Origin of the sequence: Rodentibacter sp. JRC1 (assembly GCF_020521555.1) — a bacterium.
In the GTDB taxonomy this organism is placed as follows: Bacteria; Pseudomonadota; Gammaproteobacteria; order Enterobacterales; family Pasteurellaceae; genus Rodentibacter; species Rodentibacter abscessus.
In genome coordinates, this window is the sequence record NZ_BPWA01000001.1 from 1,686,240 (window position 1) to 1,706,741 (window position 20,502).

Annotated in this window: 23 protein-coding genes; 13 read left to right on the plus strand and 10 right to left on the minus strand. The window is 40.1% G+C overall.

Annotation, left to right across the window (positions count from 1 at the left end; genetic code table 11):
* Nucleotides 1–20 precede the first annotated feature (20 nt).
* Complete coding sequence (locus HEMROJRC1_RS07725; protein ID WP_226692370.1) at nucleotides 21–788, plus strand: TSUP family transporter; 768 nt, start codon at nucleotides 21–23, stop codon at nucleotides 786–788.
* A 29-nt stretch (nucleotides 789–817) separates the two neighbouring features.
* A complete protein-coding gene (gene lpxM, locus HEMROJRC1_RS07730) occupies nucleotides 818–1,774 on the plus strand; it encodes a lauroyl-Kdo(2)-lipid IV(A) myristoyltransferase (protein ID WP_226692371.1) in 957 nt (318 codons plus the stop codon).
* 131 nt (nucleotides 1,775–1,905) lie between these two features.
* On the opposite strand, the gene HEMROJRC1_RS07735 is transcribed toward lpxM, so the two are convergent.
* Nucleotides 1,906–2,349, minus strand: a complete 444-nt coding sequence (locus HEMROJRC1_RS07735) for a LexA family protein (protein ID WP_374707302.1) — start codon at nucleotides 2,347–2,349, stop codon at nucleotides 1,906–1,908.
* 269 nt (nucleotides 2,350–2,618) lie between these two features.
* On the opposite strand from HEMROJRC1_RS07735, the gene sstT reads away from it, so the two are divergent.
* From sstT to HEMROJRC1_RS07760, 5 genes are all read left to right on the plus strand, one after another.
* On the plus strand, nucleotides 2,619–3,863 hold the full coding sequence (sstT, locus tag HEMROJRC1_RS07740) for a serine/threonine transporter SstT (RefSeq protein WP_226692955.1): 1,245 nt from the start codon (nucleotides 2,619–2,621) through the stop codon (nucleotides 3,861–3,863).
* Nucleotides 3,864–3,993: 130 nt separating this feature from the next.
* Nucleotides 3,994–4,908 carry an SPFH domain-containing protein gene (locus HEMROJRC1_RS07745; protein ID WP_226692373.1) on the plus strand — a complete coding sequence of 305 codons (915 nt, stop codon included), beginning with the start codon at nucleotides 3,994–3,996 and terminating at the stop codon, nucleotides 4,906–4,908.
* Nucleotides 4,909–4,983: 75 nt separating this feature from the next.
* Nucleotides 4,984–5,439: an NfeD family protein gene (locus HEMROJRC1_RS07750; RefSeq protein ID WP_226692374.1), complete on the plus strand. Its 456-nt coding sequence runs from the start codon at nucleotides 4,984–4,986 to the stop codon at nucleotides 5,437–5,439.
* A complete protein-coding gene (locus tag HEMROJRC1_RS07755; protein WP_226692375.1) occupies nucleotides 5,436–6,047 on the plus strand; it encodes an NAD(P)H-dependent oxidoreductase in 612 nt (203 codons plus the stop codon). The genes HEMROJRC1_RS07750 and HEMROJRC1_RS07755 overlap by 4 nt, the downstream gene beginning before the upstream one ends.
* Nucleotides 6,044–6,601, plus strand: a complete 558-nt coding sequence (locus HEMROJRC1_RS07760) for a molecular chaperone (protein WP_226692376.1) — start codon at nucleotides 6,044–6,046, stop codon at nucleotides 6,599–6,601. The genes HEMROJRC1_RS07755 and HEMROJRC1_RS07760 overlap by 4 nt, the downstream gene beginning before the upstream one ends.
* A gap of 41 nt (nucleotides 6,602–6,642) precedes the next feature.
* Here HEMROJRC1_RS07760 and HEMROJRC1_RS07765 read toward each other — a convergent pair whose 3' ends face one another.
* Entirely contained in the window at nucleotides 6,643–7,410 is a 768-nt protein-coding gene (locus HEMROJRC1_RS07765; RefSeq protein ID WP_226692377.1) for a TOBE domain-containing protein, read from the minus strand.
* 113 nt (nucleotides 7,411–7,523) lie between these two features.
* Between HEMROJRC1_RS07765 and modA the strand changes: the two genes are divergently transcribed.
* From modA to HEMROJRC1_RS07790, 5 genes are all read left to right on the plus strand, one after another.
* Nucleotides 7,524–8,300, plus strand: coding sequence for a molybdate ABC transporter substrate-binding protein (gene modA / locus HEMROJRC1_RS07770; RefSeq protein WP_226692378.1), 777 nt, complete (start codon nucleotides 7,524–7,526; stop codon nucleotides 8,298–8,300).
* A gap of 92 nt (nucleotides 8,301–8,392) precedes the next feature.
* Nucleotides 8,393–9,121 (plus strand): molybdate ABC transporter permease subunit, encoded by a 729-nt coding sequence (gene modB, locus HEMROJRC1_RS07775; RefSeq protein ID WP_226692379.1) that lies wholly within the window; start codon nucleotides 8,393–8,395, stop codon nucleotides 9,119–9,121.
* Complete coding sequence (modC, locus tag HEMROJRC1_RS07780; protein ID WP_226692380.1) at nucleotides 9,108–10,163, plus strand: molybdenum ABC transporter ATP-binding protein ModC; 1,056 nt, start codon at nucleotides 9,108–9,110, stop codon at nucleotides 10,161–10,163. The genes modB and modC overlap by 14 nt, the downstream gene beginning before the upstream one ends.
* A gap of 104 nt (nucleotides 10,164–10,267) precedes the next feature.
* Nucleotides 10,268–11,596, plus strand: a complete 1,329-nt coding sequence (locus HEMROJRC1_RS07785; protein WP_226692381.1) for an L-cystine transporter — start codon at nucleotides 10,268–10,270, stop codon at nucleotides 11,594–11,596.
* Between the two features lie 350 nt (nucleotides 11,597–11,946).
* On the plus strand, nucleotides 11,947–13,365 hold the full coding sequence (locus HEMROJRC1_RS07790; RefSeq protein ID WP_226692382.1) for a sucrose-specific PTS transporter subunit IIBC: 1,419 nt from the start codon (nucleotides 11,947–11,949) through the stop codon (nucleotides 13,363–13,365).
* Nucleotides 13,366–13,415: 50 nt separating this feature from the next.
* Here HEMROJRC1_RS07790 and mtgA read toward each other — a convergent pair whose 3' ends face one another.
* The 7 genes from mtgA to HEMROJRC1_RS07825 form a co-directional block, all read right to left on the minus strand.
* Nucleotides 13,416–14,159: a monofunctional biosynthetic peptidoglycan transglycosylase gene (mtgA, locus tag HEMROJRC1_RS07795; RefSeq protein ID WP_226692383.1), complete on the minus strand. Its 744-nt coding sequence runs from the start codon at nucleotides 14,157–14,159 to the stop codon at nucleotides 13,416–13,418.
* Complete coding sequence (gene trpR / locus HEMROJRC1_RS07800; RefSeq protein ID WP_226692384.1) at nucleotides 14,146–14,451, minus strand: trp operon repressor; 306 nt, start codon at nucleotides 14,449–14,451, stop codon at nucleotides 14,146–14,148. Before trpR ends, mtgA begins: the two co-directional genes overlap by 14 nt.
* 32 nt (nucleotides 14,452–14,483) lie before the next feature.
* Nucleotides 14,484–16,646, minus strand: coding sequence for a transglycosylase SLT domain-containing protein (locus HEMROJRC1_RS07805; RefSeq protein ID WP_226692385.1), 2,163 nt, complete (start codon nucleotides 16,644–16,646; stop codon nucleotides 14,484–14,486).
* 97 nt (nucleotides 16,647–16,743) lie between these two features.
* Entirely contained in the window at nucleotides 16,744–17,040 is a 297-nt protein-coding gene (locus HEMROJRC1_RS07810; protein ID WP_226692386.1) for a YciI family protein, read from the minus strand.
* Nucleotides 17,041–17,052: 12 nt separating this feature from the next.
* Entirely contained in the window at nucleotides 17,053–17,523 is a 471-nt protein-coding gene (gene yciA / locus HEMROJRC1_RS07815; RefSeq protein WP_226692387.1) for an acyl-CoA thioester hydrolase YciA, read from the minus strand.
* Nucleotides 17,523–18,083, minus strand: a complete 561-nt coding sequence (locus tag HEMROJRC1_RS07820; protein WP_226692388.1) for a septation protein A — start codon at nucleotides 18,081–18,083, stop codon at nucleotides 17,523–17,525. Before HEMROJRC1_RS07820 ends, yciA begins: the two co-directional genes overlap by 1 nt.
* Nucleotides 18,084–18,833, minus strand: a complete 750-nt coding sequence (locus HEMROJRC1_RS07825) for a hypothetical protein (protein WP_226692389.1) — start codon at nucleotides 18,831–18,833, stop codon at nucleotides 18,084–18,086.
* Nucleotides 18,834–19,110: 277 nt separating this feature from the next.
* Between HEMROJRC1_RS07825 and HEMROJRC1_RS07830 the strand changes: the two genes are divergently transcribed.
* Complete coding sequence (locus tag HEMROJRC1_RS07830; protein ID WP_226692390.1) at nucleotides 19,111–19,794, plus strand: OmpW family protein; 684 nt, start codon at nucleotides 19,111–19,113, stop codon at nucleotides 19,792–19,794.
* Nucleotides 19,795–19,861: 67 nt separating this feature from the next.
* Here the strand turns inward: HEMROJRC1_RS07830 and purN are convergent, their stop codons facing one another.
* Nucleotides 19,862–20,500: a phosphoribosylglycinamide formyltransferase gene (purN, locus tag HEMROJRC1_RS07835; protein ID WP_226692391.1), complete on the minus strand. Its 639-nt coding sequence runs from the start codon at nucleotides 20,498–20,500 to the stop codon at nucleotides 19,862–19,864.
* Between the last annotated feature and the right edge of the window lie 2 nt (nucleotides 20,501–20,502).

The window sequence follows — 20,502 nt, forward strand, 5'->3', positions numbered from 1 at the left end:
TAAGATACTGGGAAGAGAAAATGGAATTAGGCATTGATGTTTTAGCGGTACTTTTCGTTGTGGCGTTTGTTGCCGCATTTATTGATGCGATTGCAGGTGGCGGTGGCTTAATTACCATTCCCGCCTTGTTGATGACAGGAATCCCCCCGGCCGCCGCTTTAGGCACAAACAAGTTACAAGCAATGGGCGGTGCATTTTCAGCCAGTATGTACTTTCTGCGTAAAAGAGCGGTCAATTTGCGGGAATTTTGGTTTATTCTCATCTGTGTTTTTTTAGGTTCTGCGACCGGCACAATAATGATTCAACTGATGGATGTCTCGGTTTTCAAAAAATTGTTGCCATGGTTGATTCTAGCTATCGGTCTGTATTTTTTATTTACCCCGACATTGGGGGAAAGTGATCGTAAACAACGTTTAAATTACTTTGTTTTTGGCTTAATAGTTAGTCCTTTTTTAGGTTTTTATGATGGATTTTTTGGACCGGGAACCGGCTCCATTATGAATTTGGCTTGTGTAGTGCTATTAGGCTTTAATTTGGCGAAAGCAACCGCACATGCCAAAGTGATGAACTTTACCTCAAACCTTGCTTCTTTTTTATTTTTCTTAGCCGGCGGACAAATCTTATGGACAGTAGGGATTGTGATGATGCTAGGTAGTTCTGTGGGGGCAACGTGGGGAGCTAAAATGGTGATGACAAGAGGCAAAACACTCATTCGTCCCATGGTTGTCATGATGTCATTCACTATGACCGCCAAAATGGCGTATGATCAAGGTTGGTTTAATTTTTAAAGTGCGGTCGATTTCACAATAATTTTGTTATGACGGATTCTCAAAAAAATATACGTTTAACGGCTCGAGTTGGTTATGAACCTCATTTTTCATGGTCGTATTTAAAACCTCAATATTGGGGAATATGGGTTGGTATTTTACTTTTGCTGTTGTTGGCGATGATTCCTTTTCGTCTGCGCGATAAGATTGCCGGAAAACTGGGTAAATGGATTGGACGCAAAGCGTTAAAGCAACGTAAGCGGGCACAAACCAATTTGCAATTATGCTTTCCGAATTGGACGGAACAACAACGTGAACAGGTGATTGACAAAATGTTTACCGTTGTCGGACAGGTGATGTTAGGTATCGGCGAGATTGCCGTTCGTTCCAAAAAGCATTTACAAAAACGCAGCGAATTTATTGGCATTGAGCATATTCAAAAAGCGAAAGCGGAAGGGTATAACATTATTTTAATGGTACCGCACGGCTGGGCGATTGATGCCTCCGGTATTATTTTACACACTCATGGTATGCCGATGACCTCAATGTATAACCCTCATCGTAACCCGTTGGTCGATTGGCTTTGGACGATCACACGTCAGCGTTTCGGTGGAAAAATGCATGCGCGTCAGAACGGTATTAAACCTTTTTTAAATTATGTGCGCAAAGGCGAAATGGGGTATTACTTACCCGATGAAGATTTCGGTGCAGAGCAGAGTGTGTTTGTGGATTTCTTCTCAACTTATAAAGCAACTTTACCGGGCTTAAACAAAATGGCGAAACTTGCGAAAGCGGTCGTTATTCCGATGTTTCCACGTTACAACGCCGAAAGTGGAAAATATGAAATGGAAATTCACCCCGCTATGGAACTAAGCGATGATCCCGAACAATCCGCCCGTGCAATGAATGAAGAGATCGAATCTTTTGTCACGCCGACACCGGAGCAATATGTTTGGATCTTACAATTACTGAGAACCCGTAAAAACGGAGAAGATCTTTATGATTAAGGTGCTATTTTGTTAAATAGTTTCGGGCGGGTACAGGACCCGCCCCTACCAACATAATCAAATTTTTTTGTGCAACTGCTGCATAATATCGTAAAATTCATTGTATTTTATGACCGCACTTTTTCTTCGAATTAGGCCGCAAATTTCAGCGTATTACGCTTCGGCTGAATTTGGTGGATCGTATTTGTTACCGTGCCGACAATTGATAAATCTGCCCAATTTTTGGTTTTAATATTTCTCATTTGAGAATCAAGTGCCATAAACATAAACTCATTGTTATGTGCGATGAATTCATAAACGTGAAATTCATTTTCAACTTTAAGCACCACAAGATCGCCTTCCGAAAGCATCTCATTTTTTTCAACGACTAACATATCGCCTTGTTCAATTCCCCATGCAAGCATATTCGGATTCGTTACGCGAATAAAGCAAGTTTGTTGCGGACGTTTAATGCAATAGAGATTTAGATCCAGTTTTTTACTGAATGTGGATCTTTTTTCGATATCGTTGAAAAATGGTATCGGATGATAAGAAAACGTTGTCTCATTTTGAGTGGCAGTATTTGCGTAATTCATCATCAGGTTTTCCTTTGGTTAAAAAATAATTGGTTATTTATACAGGTGATAATATACTGGTGTTCTATACAGTCTGTCAACATTGGGTAGAAAAAATTTTTTTATTTAGCAAAATTTTAGAAAAAATATAGTAAACGTCATAAAATTCTTAACCTCCTAAAAAAAGAGAAGAAAACGTTTTCTTTTAAATAAAATTTAGGCTATCTTTGCCTAGCTTGGGGGGATCAGCGATGATCCGAAGTTTAATCTTACTTTTATTTAATATTATTATGAATGTATCACGTTTATTACATTTTCTTTTTCAAGGCAATTTGGTAAAGCGAATTGCTATTGGTCTTATCCTTGGAATCCTTGTTGCGTGGGTAAATAAACACCTCCACCAATCTTTAGGTTTTGATCTTGCCGCAACAGTAGGTGTGCTTGGTCAAATTTTTGTAAAAGCCTTACGTGCAGTTGCGCCTATTTTGATTTTCTTCCTTGTTATGGCGGCTTTGGCAAATAAAAAAGTCGGCTCAAAAAATAATATGAAAGAAATCGTTGTGCTTTATTTATTAGGCACGTTTTTAGCGGCGGTTGCGGCTGTCGTGGCAAGTATGCTTTTCCCTTCCGAAGTGGCATTGTCAGTGAAGGAAGATGCAAGCTCGGCGCCTCAATCCGTGAGCCAAGTTTTGTTAACATTGGTGCTTAATGTAGTGGATAATCCGTTAAATGCAATTTTTAAAGCGAACTTTATCGGCGTGTTGGCTTGGTCTATCGGTTTGGGGATTGCATTACGCTATGCTTCCGAATCAACCAAACAAGTGGTAGCGGATTTTGCCGAAGCGATTTCAAAAATCGTACACGTGATTATTTCATTTGCGCCGTTCGGTGTATTCGGTTTAGTGGCTGAAACCTTATCGGATAAAGGATTAGAGGCATTAGGCGGATACGTACATTTATTATCGGTATTAATCGGTACAATGCTATTCACTGCATTTGTTTTAAATCCGGTTTTGGTTTATTGGAAAATTCGTAAAAATCCATATCCGTTGGTATGGACTTGTGTACGCGAAAGTGGTGTTACCGCGTTCTTTACTCGTAGTTCTGCAGCAAATATTCCGGTCAATATCGGTTTGGCAAAGCGTTTGAATCTTGACGAAGAAACCTATTCTGTTGCAATCCCGCTTGGTGCAAATATTAATATGGCGGGGGCGGCCATTACGATTACTATACTGACTTTAGCGGCGGTTCATACGTTAGGTATAGAGATTTCTTTTGTTAGCGCCGTATTGTTGAGTATCGTTGCCGCATTGTGTGCTTGTGGTGCATCGGGGGTTGCGGGAGGCTCATTATTATTGATTCCGCTGGCTTGTAGTTTATTCGGCGTGTCTGATGATGTTGCTGCGCAGATGATTGGTGTTGGCTTTATTATAGGAATCTTACAAGATTCTACCGAAACAGCGCTGAATTCATCAACCGACGTGCTATTTACCGCCGCAGTATGCATGGAAGAAGAACGTAAGAACAGTGCGTAATTAAGTTTAAGAAGGTGGACGAAAGTTCGCCTTTTTTATTTTGGGGCAGGGGGGACATTCTTATGTACAAAGTGCGGTCTAATTTGTTAGACTTTTTGTCGCTGACTTAACTCAAAAGAGGGAATAAAAAATGGATGGATTAACCATTGCTACATTAGTTTTTCTTGTGCTTGTCGTGGTGATTTTGTTTTCAACGGTTAAAACCGTGCCACAAGGTTATAACTGGACGATCGAACGCTTCGGGCGTTATACCCGCACTTTAATGCCGGGGTTGAATTTGGTTGTGCCGTTTGTGGATCGTGTCGGTCGTAAAATCAATATGATGGAACAAGTGTTAGATATTCCCTCACAAGAGGTGATTTCTAAAGATAATGCTAACGTATCCATTGATGCGGTGTGTTTCGTGCAAGTGATTGATGCACGCCGTGCCGCTTATGAAGTAAACCATCTTGAGCAAGCCATCATCAATTTGACAATGACAAATATTCGTACTGTGCTAGGTTCGATGGAGTTGGACGAAATGCTTTCGCAACGTGATGCGATTAATGGTCGCTTACTTGCGATTGTAGATGAGGCAACCAACCCTTGGGGGATTAAAGTGACCCGAATTGAAATTCGTGATGTGCGCCCGCCACGTGAATTAATTGATTCGATGAACGCACAAATGAAAGCGGAACGTAACAAACGTGCGGAAGTGTTGGAAGCAGAAGGGGTTCGCCAAGCCGAAATTTTGCGTGCCGAAGGGGAAAAACAAGCACGTATTTTGAAAGCGGAAGGGGAGCGTCAGGAAGCCTTTTTACAAGCGGAAGCGCGTGAGCGTGCGGCCGAAGCGGAGGCGAAAGCAACGCAAATGGTATCCGAAGCCATTGCAACCGGTGATACGAAAGCAATCAATTACTTCATTGCACAAAAATATACGGAAGCCCTCAAGGAAATCGGTGGTGCGCAAAATAGTAAAGTCGTACTTATGCCGTTAGAAGCGGGGAATTTGATCGGTTCTGTGGCAGGAATTGCGGAATTATTGAAAGGCGATAAAAAAGCCTAATCGTTATTTCATTTTTTTAGTGCGGTTGAAATTTATGGATTTTATGACCGCACTTTTCTCTATAAGGGAGGCTATATGGCGGAATGGTTGACTGCGTGGACATTATGGCATTGGCTGGTGTTGGGATTTGTCTTGCTTATCGCTGAAATAATCGTGCCGGGTGTATTTTTACTGTGGTGGGGACTTGCGGCATTAGTTACCGCACTACTTCAATTTATTTTCCCGACTTTTTCGTTCGCAGGGCTTGTCATTTTTTATGCCGTCTTAGCCGGTATGCTATCGGTGATTTGGTGGAAGTATCAACATACTAAAGATCACCGGGATCAATCTCATAGCACATTAAATCAGCGTGATCACGCTATGCTTGATAAACAAGGCACAGTACAAGAAATTGCGGCAAACGGCATTGGGCGCGGTGCTTTTGGTGATACGACTTGGCGTATTCAAGGGGAGCATCTTGCGGTGAATGATCTCGTCAAAGTTGTTCGGGTAGACGGTATAACGCTTATTGTGAAAAAGGTAACAAAATGAATCATCTTATTATTTTTGCCCACCCGAATTCTAAAGGAAGTTTTGGGCGGGCCATTGCGGATCGTGTAGCAAAAGCCGGTCAAGAACTTGGCGTAAATACATGGTTTCGTGATCTTTACAGCTTGGATTTTAATCCGATTATTTCCTTTGAAGAACTGCAGGCAGCAAACCAAGGTATTATTCCCGAAGAAATAAAATATGAACATCAACTGATTCGCCAAGCGGATTTGATTACTTTGGTTTATCCGCTTTGGTGGATGGGATTTCCTGCAATTTTAAAGGGATATTTGGATCGCGTATTAAGCCATGGATTTGCTTATAAAACGGAAAATGGAGAATCCGTAGGGTTGCTTCAAGGTAAACAAATGCAACAATTTATCACCATTGGTAGCAGTGTGGGTAAATACAAAGAATTTGGTGTAGATAAATCATTGAATCATTGTTTAATAAACGGCTTATTTAATTATTGCGGCATTTTAAACGTGGAATATGAATTGTTCGGCGATATTCATTTGATTGATGATGAGGCACGCCTTGCAATGATTGAGACGGCTGAACAAAAAACACGGGAAAAATTGACCGCACTTTTAAAAGGAAATTGTCAATGAGCACTGAAAAACAACTGAATCATTTTTCCTTAATCAGCCGTTTATTCGGTAATTTATTTTATCGTGCACCGACAGATCCGATTCTTGCAGGTGCGTTTGATTGGCTTCAACAAAAAGGCTTAAACCAAGTTTGGGTATTGGAAGCCGATAAAGAAAGCGAGGCGGCATTAGATAATCTCCAACTAAAAATTGATTTATCCTTACTCGACCAAGAATATCAAAAACTCTTTGGCTCCGAGGGCAAAGTGGCAACATCAATTTCTGCTTATGCTATTGATGTTGCGGATTTCATCGCATTTCGTCACGAACGTGGTATGCCTGAAATTGACAATGCGGATCATTTTTCCTTGCTTTTACTTACCGCTTCTTGGCTCGAAGACAATGTAGATTCCGTTTCCGCTCAAAAAACTTTATTTGAGGCGTTTTTATTGCCTTGTGCGGCAAAATTTTTAACTCAAGTGGAAACCTACGCGACTTTGCCGTTTTATCGTTCCCTCGCATATTTAACACGTGAAATCTTAGCGGCAATGGCAGATGAGTTGGAAGAAAACTAATAAGAAGGGCTTGTTTTAAACAAGCCTCTTTTTTTGTTCAATTATCCTAATGTTGCCAAGATAATCTGTTCCTGATCAACATGCACCCAAACCTGTTGTGCGATTTGGTAGTTATTCGGCTGGTTTATCGTGGCGCAAAATTCAATTTCAGTATTATCGAATTGTAAGATCGCTTCTTCCTCATCAAGTGATTTTATCGTAACCGGAAATTGGTTTACCTGATTATCTAAGGGCTGTTCAGTGATTTTTACCCAAGGTGCTTTAAACATCAACATCACTTCTTTTTCTGTCATCAGCTTTAAGCGTGCGGCACTTTTTGTAGTAATCGAAACTTGCATTGGTTCCGGTAAATGAGCGACTTCCACATCTACCACGCAACGGGAATCAATAATGCGTTGACGTGCCACTTTGCCGAAGAATTGATTGCGTGCACTACTTTGCAGGGAAAAGCGGGCGGTTGCCGTGAGTAGGCTATCAAGCGGTAGGTTTTCATCTTGTAAAATTCGAAAAGCGTTATCTTGTGTTTTCTCCAGTAAATCATAAAGTTGGAGTAAGCGTTCCGCATAACCGGTTAATGCTGTGCCTCCGCCGTTTTTCCCGCCGGTATTGCGTTCTAATAAAGGGCTGGGACTGATTTTATTCATTGCCTCAAGATGATCCCATGCGCTTTTATAGCTGACGTTGGCATTTTTAGCCGCTTGATTGATTGAGCCGCATTGCTGAATTTCTTTAAGCAAACGAATGCGTTTGGGATCAATAAAGACCGCTTGTTGAAGTTTAATTGTTAATAAAATTTCAGTGTTTTTCATATCCACCTCTAAATGCTGATGATGACATTCTACTCGAAAATACAAATTTTTGTATGAGTATCCTTTATTTCGCTATATAATTAAGTAGATAATGTTCGATGTGGAGATGATTTATGAAAAAAACAACCGTTATTTCAACCGCACTTTCCTCTTTGCTTCTGTCGGTAGGATTGGGATTTTCCACAGGGGCTTATGCAAAAGTTACCGTATTTGCAGCGGTCTCTATGACTGATGCATTGCAACAAGTTGCCGCAGATTATGCAAAACAAAATCCTAAAAATGATGTGGTGTTTTCTTTTGCTTCTTCTTCAACTTTGGCAAAACAAGTGGAAGAAGGGGCACCGGCCGATATTTTTGTTTCGGCAAGTAATAAATGGATGAAATATCTCTCTGAGAAAAAACTAACGCTGAAAGAAACCGAAAAAGTATTGGCCGGCAATGAGTTGGTATTAATTGCGCCGATAAAAAGTGCGGTCGATTTTGTTGATGTTTCCAAAGGGGAATGGACTGAAGCATTAAAAGACAGTTATTTATCCGTAGGTGATCCGGCACACGTACCGGCAGGGCAATATGCGGAAGAATCATTAACCAAATTAAATCTGTGGGATAAAGTGAAAGCCCGTTTAGCCCGAGCAAAAGATGTGCGAGGCGCACTGGCATTGGTTGAGCGAGCGGAAGTACCTTATGGCATTGTGTATAGCACTGATGCAAAAGTGAGTAAAAATGTGAAAATCGTGGGAATATTTCCGACAGATAGCCATAAACCGGTAGAGTATCCGATAGCGATTTTAAAAGATCGCAATAATGCGGATTCGCGTGATTTTTTGAAATATCTTGAATCGGATGCGGCAAAAAAAGTGCTTGAGAGCTATGGTTTCTCTGTGAAATAATTTGGGATAAGTTTGTGAGGTAAGGGCTGGAAACAGTCCTTTTTTATATTTAGTGAGTAGTTCGTTTCTCCAAGCCAAAATAAGGATTTCGTTTGTTCACTCAACTTCTTTCTTTTTTTAATCTAAGCTCATTAGAAATCGATGCCATTCGCTTGAGTTTAAGTGTGGCATTCAACGCAATGCTTTGGAGCTTGCCTTTTGCGATTTTGATTGCATGGTTATTGGCACGCAAGAATTTTTACGGTAAATCATTTATCACAGGTATTATCCATTTACCTTTGGTGCTTCCTCCGGTGGTCATCGGTTATTTATTGTTGGTTGCTATGGGGCGAAATGGAGTTATCGGCAAATATTTGTATCAATGGTTCGGCGTGTCTTTCGGATTTAGCTGGAAAGGGGCGGCTCTGGCTTCTGCGGTTGTGGCGTTTCCTTTGGTTGTTCGGGCAATTCGCCTTTCTTTGGAAAGTATCGATATTAAGTTGGAACAAGCTGCACAAACCCTAGGAGCATCTGCTTGGCGTGTATTTTTCACCATTACTTTACCCCTTTCATTGCCGGGCGTGTTAGCCGGCTTAGTGCTTGGTTTTGCCCGCTCTTTGGGCGAATTTGGTGCAACCATTACCTTTGTTTCGAATATTGCCGGAGAAACACAGACGATTCCTCTTGCAATGTATTCTTTTATTCAAACACCGGGGGCAGAAGAGCAAACGATGCGTTTATGTCTCTTTGCGATTATTCTTTCATTGATTTCTTTACTTGCTTCCGAATGGCTTGGTAAGCGAATGCAGAAAAAATTGGGGGAAGCTAATGTTGCAAATTAATGTGAAAAAACAATTAGCGCAATTTACGTTACAAACGAATTTGCAAATTCCGGCTCAAGGTGTCACGGCGATTTTCGGTTTATCGGGTTCAGGCAAAACCTCATTAATTAATTTGGTGAGTGGCTTAATGCTACCGGATGAAGGATTTATTCGTTTAAATGACCGCACTTTGGTAGATATTGATAACCAAGAAAATATCCCCACTCATCAGCGAAGAATCGGCTATGTATTCCAAGATGCGCGTTTGTTTCCTCATTACACGGTGAAGGGGAATCTACGCTATGGTGCGAGGAATATTGCGAAAGCGGATTTTGATTATATTGTGGAATTATTGGGTATTCGGCATTTGTTAAAACGTTATCCGCTTACGCTATCGGGCGGGGAAAAACAACGTGTTGCTATCGGAAGGGCTTTGCTTGCCGATCCGGATATTTTACTTATGGATGAACCGCTTTCTGCGTTAGATGTACCGCGGAAACGGGAATTAATGGAATATCTTGAATGCCTTTCCAACGAAATTAATGTGCCTATTTTATATGTTAGCCACAGTTTAGATGAGCTTCTCTGTCTAGCGGATCGTGTCGTGTTAATGGAGGACGGCGTTGTTAAGGCCTATGATACGCTAGAAAGAATTTGGAACAGTCCGGTTTTTGCTCCGTGGAAAAGCGAAAGTGGACAGAGTAGTGTGCTGGCGTTACCCGTTTATTTACATAATCCGCCTTATAAAATGACCGCACTTTCTTTGGGTTATCAAACGCTGTGGATTAATCAAGTTCAGGAGGAGGTGGGGAAACTTGTACGTGTGTGCATTTATAGTTCGGACGTGTCTATCGCCTTACAAAAGCCGGAACAAACCAGTATTCGAAATATTTTATGCGGGCAAATCGTGCAGATCGAAGTGCTTGATAAACGGGTGGATGTCGCCGTGTTGGTGGAAGGACATAAAATGTGGGCGAGTATTAGTAAATGGGCGCAAAATGAACTGCGTTTTGCGGTGGGAATGAATGTTTACGTACAAATTAAAGCCGTGTCGGTGGTTTAAGTTTATATATCCTTAGATTATAAGCTATAACAAAAAATAATTAGATTTTTGATTTGGAAGCCTATCTAATACCACTATCCGATTGTTTTATGAAGGAAATAAATATGCTATTTCTTGTACTTGCCATTTTTGCACTTATTCTGGTCCTGCTCGGTCATCTTTATAAAAAGACCCAAAAACTAGGGCAAACAGTATTTATCGGCTTGGTGCTTGGTTTGGGGTCAGGTGCGTTGTTACAAAATATCGGCAATGGAGAGAGCGTAAAAAGCACATTAGACTGGATCAATCTTGTGGGCGGTGGTTATGTTCGTTTATTACAAATGATTGTAATGCCTCTGGTTTTTGTCTCCATTCTGTCGGCAATTACCCGTTTAAATGAGGCGCGTTCTTTAGGAAAAATTAGCTTTAGCGTGCTTTCGGTATTGCTTGTTACCACCGCAATTGCTGCCTTTATCGGCATTATTATGGTGCAAGTGTTTGGTTTAACGGCTGAAGGATTAGTAGCGGGGGAACGTGAATTAGCAGCGCAAACGAAAGTATTAGGTCGTGCGGATCAAATTAACGGATTAAGTGTCCCTACCATGTTGCTTTCTTTCATTCCGAAAAATCCTTTTGCCGAATTGACAGGGGCAAATCCGACTTCGATTATTAGTGTTGTTATTTTCTCTGCATTCTTAGGTGTGGCGACATTGAGTTTACGCAAAGAAAATCAAGAATTAGGTGATCGCATTGCACAAGGCGTAGAAACTTTAAATAAATTAGTCGCACGTTTGGTGCGTTTTGTTATTCGTTTAACACCTTATGGCGTATTCGCATTAATGATTAAAGTCGGCGCAACATCCAAATGGGCGGATATTTTAAATTTGGGTAGCTTTATTGTTGCTTCTTATATTGCGATTTTCCTAATGTTTGTTGTACATGGCGTGTTGCTTTTTTTATCCGGTATCAACCCGATTCAATACTTCAAAAAAGTTATGCCGACATTGGCGTTTGCATTCAGTTCCCGTTCAAGCGCAGCTACTATTCCGCTTAATATAGAAACACAGACGAATAAACTCGGTAATAATTCGGCTATTGCAAATTTCTCTGCAACATTCGGTGCGACAATCGGGCAAAATGGTTGCGCAGGGATTTATCCTGCAATGTTGGCAGTCATGGTTGCCCCAACCGTGGGGATTGATCCTTTCAGCGTAAGTTATATCGCCACGCTTGTTTTAGTGGTTGCGATTTCTTCCTTTGGCATCGCCGGAGTGGGCGGTGGTGCGACATTTGCCGCAATCGTTGTTCTTTCTACTTTAGGTTTGCCTTTGGAATTAGTGGGATTATTGATTTCTATCGAACCGCTAATTGATATGGGACGTACTGCATTAAATGTAAACGGTGCAATGACAGCCGGCACATTGAGTAGTAAGTGGCTAAAATTGAAAGAATAACTGTAGGTGTTATTCTCATTTTATAAAGATATTAAGTCTTTATACATAAATAAAAACCTGTAAAAAAACTGCCCCAAAAGTTGGTTAACTACCGATAAATGGGGCAGCTTTTTTTATGGCTAAATTTATTTAGTTATTCGAATAGTACGTTATTAACTCCTAGGTAGGTTTTGACAGACATATTGTTCTTGATAATTTTAATAAATCGCTTTATGGGGGAGGGATTGAGTTACTTGTGAAGTCCATTCAATACTTTTTTACTCCAAGTTTGCTATAGAAACTGGTTATTATTCATCAATTTAGTTACAATTCGACGGTTTTATTTTTTAACTCATTTTTAGGAGAATATTATGAACTTTCCCAAAATCGCTGAACAAGTGATAGAAAAGCTAGGTGGCAAAAGTAATATTGCCACCGCAGCACATTGCGCAACACGTTTACGCATCGTCTTGAATGATGAAAGTAAAGTTGACAAAGAAGGTATTGACAATATTGACGGCGTTAAAGGTCAATTTTCTGTTGCCGGTCAATATCAAATTATTTTTGGTTCGGGTACTGTGAATAAAGTTCACGAAGAACTTACTAAGCAACTCGGCATTGGTGATGTGAGTAAAGCGGAAATTGCCGAAGCGGCTGCCGGTAACCAAGGCTTATTACAACGTTTGGTGAAAGGATTAGCGGATATTTTCGTCCCTATCATTCCGGCGATTGTAGCAGGCGGTTTGTTGATGGGGATTCATTCAATGTTAACCTCCATCGGCTTTTTCTGGGAAGGTCATTCTGTGGTGACGAAATACCCTGAAGTTTCCGATTTGGTGGACTTCATTAATACAATTGCGAATGCGCCGTTTGTATTTTTGCCGGTATTGCTTGGTTTTTCCGCCACCCGTAAATTTGGCGGTAACCCGTTCTTAGGTGCGGCACTAGGGATGCTTTTGGTTCATCCTGCCTTGGCAGATGGTTGGAACTATGCGAAAACCTTAATGGAAGGCAACATCAAATATTGGAATATCTTTGGTTTTGAAATCGAGAAAGTCGGCTACCAAGGCACGGTGATCCCAACTATTATTTCTGCTTGGGTACTTGCTACATTGGAAAAAACATTCCGTAAATTCGTGCCGTCTTATTTGGATAACCTTATCACACCGTTATTCTCATTGTTTATTGCCGGTTGTTTGGCATTTACCGTGATTGGTCCGTTCGGTCGCGAAGCCGGTTCTTTGATTTCAGCAGGTTTAACTTGGCTCTATGATACTCTTGGTTTTGTCGGTGGTGCGATTTTCGGTACTTTTTATGCGCCAATCGTAATTACCGGTATGCACCAAACCTTTATTGCGGTGGAAACGCAATTGTTAGCGGATGTAGCCCGTACCGGCGGTACTTTTATTTTCCCTATCGCTGCAATGTCTAATATTGCTCAGGGTGCCGCCTGTTTAGGTGTGGCGCTTGCATTGAAAGATCCGAAAGTTCGCGGTTTAGCCGTGCCTTCCGGTATTTCCGCATTATTGGGTATTACCGAACCGGCAATGTTCGGTGTGAACTTACGCTATCGTCAGGCTTTCTTTGCCGCAATGATCGGTTCAGGTTTGGCAAGTGCCTTTATTGCTTTCTTTAATGTAAAAGCCATCGCATTGGGAGCGGCAGGCTTCCTTGGCATACCATCAATCAAACCTGATAGTTTGGCGATGTATAGTGTAGGAATGGCGATTTCCTTTATCATTGCATTCAGCTTATCTTTCGTAATGGTAAAACGTGCGAATGCAAAATAGTTTTTAATTAAAACAAAAAAGTGCGGTGAAAATAACCGCACTTTTTCTATCTAATCCAATCTTTTTAAATAACCCGTTCCCAACTGATTCATCTGTCGCATAATCCATTGCTGTTTTTTACGAATTAAAACGCTCGGTTTATTTACTTTGTAGATAATCGGATTAGGTAACACAGCGGCTAGCAATGCCGCTTCTCTTTGGGTTAAGTGTTTTGCCGATTTTTTAAAATAAAAACGGCTTGCCGCTTCCACACCAAAAATTCCGTCACCGAATTCTGCAATATTTAGGTACACTTCTAAAATTCGTTTTTTTGACCAACCAAGCTCTAATAATATTGTTGCGGGTACTTCCAAGCCTTTACGTAACCAGCTTTGCCCGTGCCAAAGCATCAAATTTTTAGCGGTTTGTTGTGAGATAGTTGAACCGCCCCGAATTTGGCGTTTTGATTTTTCGTTATATTTAAAGGCTTTTTGAATGGCTTTCAGATCAAATCCGTGATGTTGAGAAAATTTTTGATCTTCGGCTGCAATGACGGCGAGCTGCATATAAGGTGAAATATTTTCAATTCCACGCCAACTTGATTTTGCGTGATAACGGAAATCACCTTGTAGCCAGTGGCTGATTTGTTGTTGTGCCATATAGGCTGAAAAGGGAATAGGAACAAAGCGAAAAATCAACACAAAAGCAAAAATGGCGAAGAAAAACCGAATTGCTATGCGTTGCCAATTTTTCTTCCACCATTTGGGATTGAGTAATTGTAAAAGTGCGGTCAATATTCGCTTAGTTTTTTTCAATATTATCAAGATGTTGTTTTACCCATTCTATAAAATCGGGATCCATTGTTTTAATCATATTAGAACCGCGGGTGATGGTTGCCGCACTGGTATTCAGATTTTGCTGAATTTCACGTTGGGATAAATTTTTGTCTAATAATTGAGAGACAATTTGTAAACGTAGTCCCACGGCATCGCGTTCGTCAGGTGTGAGAAGTAAAGTTAAAAGCTCTTGGGCTTTTCCTTGTTTGAACGCGGTTTGCAGCATTGTAAGGAAAGCATTCCACTGATCTAAATTTCGGCTGATATACATAATGAGTATCCTATACTATTAAACTAGTGCGCTTAGTATAACCGATCAAATTCTTCTTGACTAAAGGTTTGTGGGTTTTCTTGATGTTGTAAAATTTGATAATAAAAGTCGTATGCCAGTACATTTTGCACATAGCCTCGTGTTTCAAAAAATGGAATGGAGGCGATAAATTCGTCCATTGTCAGTTTACCATTGGCTCGTGCTAACCATTTTTCTACACGGCTTGCCCCTGCATTGTAAGCGGCGGCAATAAGAATACGATTATTAGGATATTTAATGTTTAACTCTGTTAAATGTGCCGTTCCAAGCAAAATGTTATTCAGTGGTTTGAATAAATCATTCTCGCTTTGGTATGGCAGTTGATTGTTATCCGCCGTTAATTGCGCGGTGCTTGGCAAAAGTTGCATTAAACCGCGCGCATTGGCAGAAGATTGCGCCATCGGGTTAAACGCACTTTCTTGACGGGCAATCGCCATGGCAAAGGTTTTGCTAATATGAGAGCCTTTTTTTAGTGTGGCGTTTCGATAATGTCGTTCCGTGTTTAAGGCAATATCAAAATAGTCTTGATAGGCATTGGGTAAACGTAAACTGAGGTGATCCCAAGCCTTTGCAATAATTGAGCCGGCAACCCCTAAATCAAACCAACCCTGTTGATTGGCATAATCGCTTAAGGCGATTTGTTCGGCTTGTTTTGATTCACCCGAAAGATTTTCTAACAAGAAATGCCAGCGTTGTTTTGCCGCACCTAAGCGATTTAATTGACGTAGCTCCTCAATTTCGGCTAAAGCCTCTTGGTGTTTTGCCAACTTATCTTTCATTTTTTTCATCGATTGTTTTTGCTCGAAACGATAATTCGCACCACGATTTTTCGGGTTTAACATCGCTTTTGCCAACATCGGATAGAAACCGCGTTCTTTAGAAAGTGCGGTCAATATTTCTTGTGTTTTCCGTTTGTCGGTTTTTGCCAGCCAGTAGCGCCATTCTTGTTTTTCTTTTCCCTTCTCGGAAAGCGCATTTAACCAAGACATAAGATCGGTTTTTTGCCAAATTGCCATACGCAAACGGCGTTCGGTCAGATTATCTGCCTTTAATTTCAGAATTTCTTTATCACGCCATTGTTGAAAATTTTGGTTTTCGTTATCAAAAAAACGACCGATAAAGGCGATTTTCCAATCACGCAGTTGAGTTTCATTGAGCTGCCAATTTTTCGCCCACTGTTCATAAGTTGAAAAATTTGGTTCGTTGATATTTTCAGGAATAGTGCGTAAATAGCGGGCGAAGGTTTGTATAACGGCAAATTGATTACGAATGTTGCCGTTTTCAAGAATCGGCGTTTTCTCTGCAAGCATTTTTAAACCGGCAGGCTTTTTTAGTAAATCGATATCATTTTGTAAGTCGGTTAAAACGGCTGCATTTTCTTTTTCGCTATCTAATTCTTTTGTGAGTAACTCTAAGCCTTTTATATCATTTTTTAGAAACAGCTTTTCCGCCTTTTGATAAATCTTATCCGTGCTTCTGCCGCCATTTGCAAGCCATAGTTCCCAAAGCGGGCTGTTGTTGGTGAGTTCGCCGTTGTTTAACCAAAGGGTTTCAAAACGTAACAAAATATCGGGATTAGTATTTGATTTAGCCGCTTTATCTCTCTGATATTCTAAGTTTAGCGCAGCGATTTGCATTGCTAAGGTTTGCGGTTTGATTTTTTTCGTATAATTTACCAGTTCCGGCGAATTACTGTTATTGAGTAAAGTCAGTAGGCTTTGCTTTAAACGTGAACGAAGAAAGTGCTGAGGATATCGGCGAAGGTAACCTTCAATTTCATCTTTTAATGCAATGACCTCTTCAGGGGAAGAAGTTGGTGTAATCAATTTGATTTGGCTATCAAAATAAGCAATTTGCGCCTCTTTTTGTAATGGATAACCTTTTAGCGATTGAATAAGTTGTTGAAAAAGCGGTTTGTTTTCAAAAACTCGATGATTTTTTACCGCACTTTTTAATAAATTTTCTAACTGTAAAAAAGTCGCACGTTGCTCCGAGCGTTTTAATGCGACAGATTGTTGGTTTTGGAGCCATTTGGTTTGTTCTTCGGCGAGATTGACTTTCGGCACACTTTCCGCTTTTGTTTTATGTGTATTTGCCATAATTGATTGAGAAAGTGCGGTTAAAATAACAAGAGAAATGAGTGAGTGTTTTTTCATATACTTTCGGTCATAGCTTAGTGAAGCGATTAAAATCATAAAATGGGATTAGCAAAAAAGCGAATCCTTAGATTCGCTTTTTAATAGATTAGTTTCGTTAAAATACTTTTTTAAAGGGTTTTACAATCACCTCGCCGTATACACCGGCTTCGACATAAGGATCTTGGGCTGCCCAATCTTTTGCGGCAAGTAAGTTATCAAATTTTGCGATAACGGTAGAACCGCTAAATCCTGCCTCACCGGGGTTTTCATCATCAATGGCGGGATTTGGCCCTGCGGTGAGCAGGCGATCTTCCGCCTGTAACTGTTTTAGGCGTGCAAGATGTTGTTCACGTACGGCAAGACGTTTTTCAAGTGTGCCGGGAATATCTTGAGCAAAAATGACGTAATACATTGTTTTCTCCTTTTAGTGTTGGGATTGGTATTCTTCAATGGAAGCCAAGGCTTTTTCTAATTCGTGATTGCCGTCTCGAGGGATAGCCCGTGATTTTCCGTTGCCATCTACCGCAACAAAGGTGAATACGGCATCGGTTACGCAATAACGTTCACCGATAGGTTCACTGGAGACTTTTTTCACCCATACTTCCACTTTAATTTGAATGGAAGAACGACCGACTTTTAAGCATTGTCCGTAACAGCATACCACATCGCCGACAGAGATGGGTTTGATGAAGTTCATACTATCCACGGCAACGGTAACCACACGACCGTGCGCAATTTCTTTGGCTAAAATCGCACCGCCCATATCCATTTGCGACATAATCCAGCCACCAAAAATATCACCATTTGCATTGGTGTCAGAGGGCATGGCAAGGGTGCGTAGTAATAATGTGCCTTTTGATTGGCGACCGTCTTTATCAATAAAATTTGAGGACATTATTGTTCTCCATCTTTGTGATCATTTTGTTCATCTTTTGGTAAAAATTTGTAAATGTAAGCACCGGAAAGAATGGTTGCGATAACCGTCATACCGATTAAACCGAAGGATTTAAAATCCACCCAAGCTTCTTCCGACATATTGCGGCTAATATAAATATTCACCAACATACAAATAATGAAGAAAATCGCCCAGCCGAGATTGAGGGTATTCCAAGCTTTTTCGGGTAATGTTATTTCTTTGCCGAGTAATTTTTTTACAAGTGGTGTTTTAAATTGAAATTGTGCAATGAGTAACACAATGGCAAAGAGAGCGTTAACAATCGTTACTTTCCATTGGAGATAACGCAATTCGTTGAAATATGCGGTTAAAAGTCCAAAAAAAACGACCGCACTTGCCATTATTTTTTGTTGTTTTTCAATCGTGCCGTATTTCCATTTTAAGACAGCCATTTGTACCATTGTGGCAACCACTAAAACGATAGCGGCATCACGTACCCCTCCCAATTTATAAGTGATAAAAAAAAGAATCAGTGGAATAAATTCAAGTAATTGTTTCATTTATTGCTCCTGCATAAATAAACTGTAAAAGCGGTATGTGATGACCAATACGAAAATATTTATCAAAGCCGCAAGGATACTTGCTATAACTGCAAAGATGATGTTGTTAGAAATGGAGACAATTTGAAATATCAAAATCGGAACGACAACGTATATGAGTAACGCATAGACAAATAATGCACTTTTTTTATTCACTCCCTGTAACCAAATTGTTTTCAGGCTTTGCCCGATTCCTGCTTGTGTCGTTAAATAATGTGTCGCCGATAAATTTAAACGAACGAAAAAATAAACTCCGAAAATAACGGCAAAGAGAGAAATAATCGATGGTGAGGTTTGTGTAGCAACGGCGGCGGTTATTTCAAGTAAGCCGAGTAATAACGGGGTGATAGCAGCCAGTTCTAAAATCACCACGCCGATAAAACGTGGCAATGTTGCGTTAAAGCTTTGCCCTAAAGTGCGGTAATTTTGTCGGCTGATTTGGTGGATAGTTGTTATTCCCCATGCGCCGATAAAAGTTGTCGCTAACTGCGTGATAGAAAATGACAGCAAGAAAGCCGTTACATCAAGTTTTGTGAGATCGGGTAAAGCACTGCCGGTAGTCAGCTCTTTTTGAGAAATGAGAGGAGGGCTTAATAATACACTTGCCACTTGTACCATAAATAAAATCGATACAAATCGAAGCATTGTTTTCTGCTGGTTACGAAAAAAATTCCAACTATCTTGTAAAATCTGAGTAAAGTTAATATTCATTCCGTTTTCTCTTTATTAAAAATAGCGTGATTATACCTTGTTTATGTTACCACGGCATTTATCTTAGCTAAAAATCCGGTTTTTTGATATGGCTCAAAATTTTTAAATTTCATTTTTTCAATAAAAGTGCGGTTATTTTATGCAATAAATTTTATTAATTTATAAAAATTTGAAGTAGATCACAGAAAGACTACTCAAAATGAAGTATATTTCACGGCGTAGATAGCCATAAACTTTTTATGGTTATCCAATCAAAATAATACTTAAGGAGTTCAATATGAAAAAAACAGCACTTGCATTAGGTTTAACTGCCGCATTATTTAGTGGCGTAGCAAGCGCACATCAAGCAGGTGATTTTATTTTACGTGCCGGTGGTGTGTTTGTATCAGCAAATTCTGAATCTACAACTAAAACTAATGTGCCGGTTAATTTAGAAGTGAGTGATAATGCACAGTTAGGTTTGACCGGTACGTATATGTTTACCGACAATATTGGTTTAGAGTTATTAGGCGCAACGCCATTCTCACACAAGGTAAAAGCGAATGTTCCGGGATTAAGCGGTTTAACAAATGGAGCTGTCGGTGATAATTTAGGTAATGTGGTGAAAGTAAAACAATTACCACCAAGCTTATATTTACAATATTATTTCTTAGATAAAGATGCAGGTTCTCGCCCATACCTTGGTGTGGGTTTAAACTATACGCGTTTCTTTAATGCAAAATCAACTAATCCGTTAATTACTGATGTTAACGTGAAAAAACATTCTTTCGCACCTGTTGTAAATGCGGGTATTGATATTAAATTAACTGATAATTTATATTTGAATACAGCAATGTGGTACACCCGCATTAAAACTACTGCTAAATTTAAAGTTCCAGCTGTCACTGCCGGTTATGAACATGAAGTGAAACTTAAACTTGATCCGTTTGTATTCTTCACCGGTTTAGCGTATCGTTTCTAATAAAATAATTTGTCCTCTATTTAATAAAAAGCGATGAATGGTTTCATCGCTTTTCTTTTGTGCTTTATTATTCGTTGGCATAGCCTTGCTTTGGTAGCGGTTTTCCATCTAAATAGGCTATGCCGTCTTTTAGATGTAGACGATCTTCAATAAACCATTTAATCACCATCGGATAAATGGCATATTCTTGCTCTCTTGTTCGTAATTCAATGTCTTCTACATTGTCATCGGGAAAAATCGGCACTTTGGCTTGTAATATTATTGCACCGCTATCCACCTCTTCATTCACAAAATGCACAGTCGTGCCGTGCTCTGTATCACCGGCGTCTAATGCCCGTTGATAAGTATGTAAGCCTGCATATTTAGGCAGTAGGGAAGGGTGAATATTTAGTATTTTTCCAGGGAAACGTTGAGTAAAGGCTGGTGTTAAAATTTTCATATAACCGGCAAGTACAATTAAGTCTATGCCCATTGCTTGTAAATAATCACCGATGGCATTATCCATTTCCTTATTGTCGACGAAATGTTGGCGCAAAAAAACTTGTGTAGGAATGACCGCACTTTTTGCCCGTTCCAATCCAAATGCCTCGGCTTTGTTACTGACAACACAAGCGATTTTAGCCGGTATGAAGCTTTTTTCACAAGCATCAATAATGGCTTGAAGATTTGTTCCTTGCCCTGAAATTAAAACAGCAATTTTTTTCATAA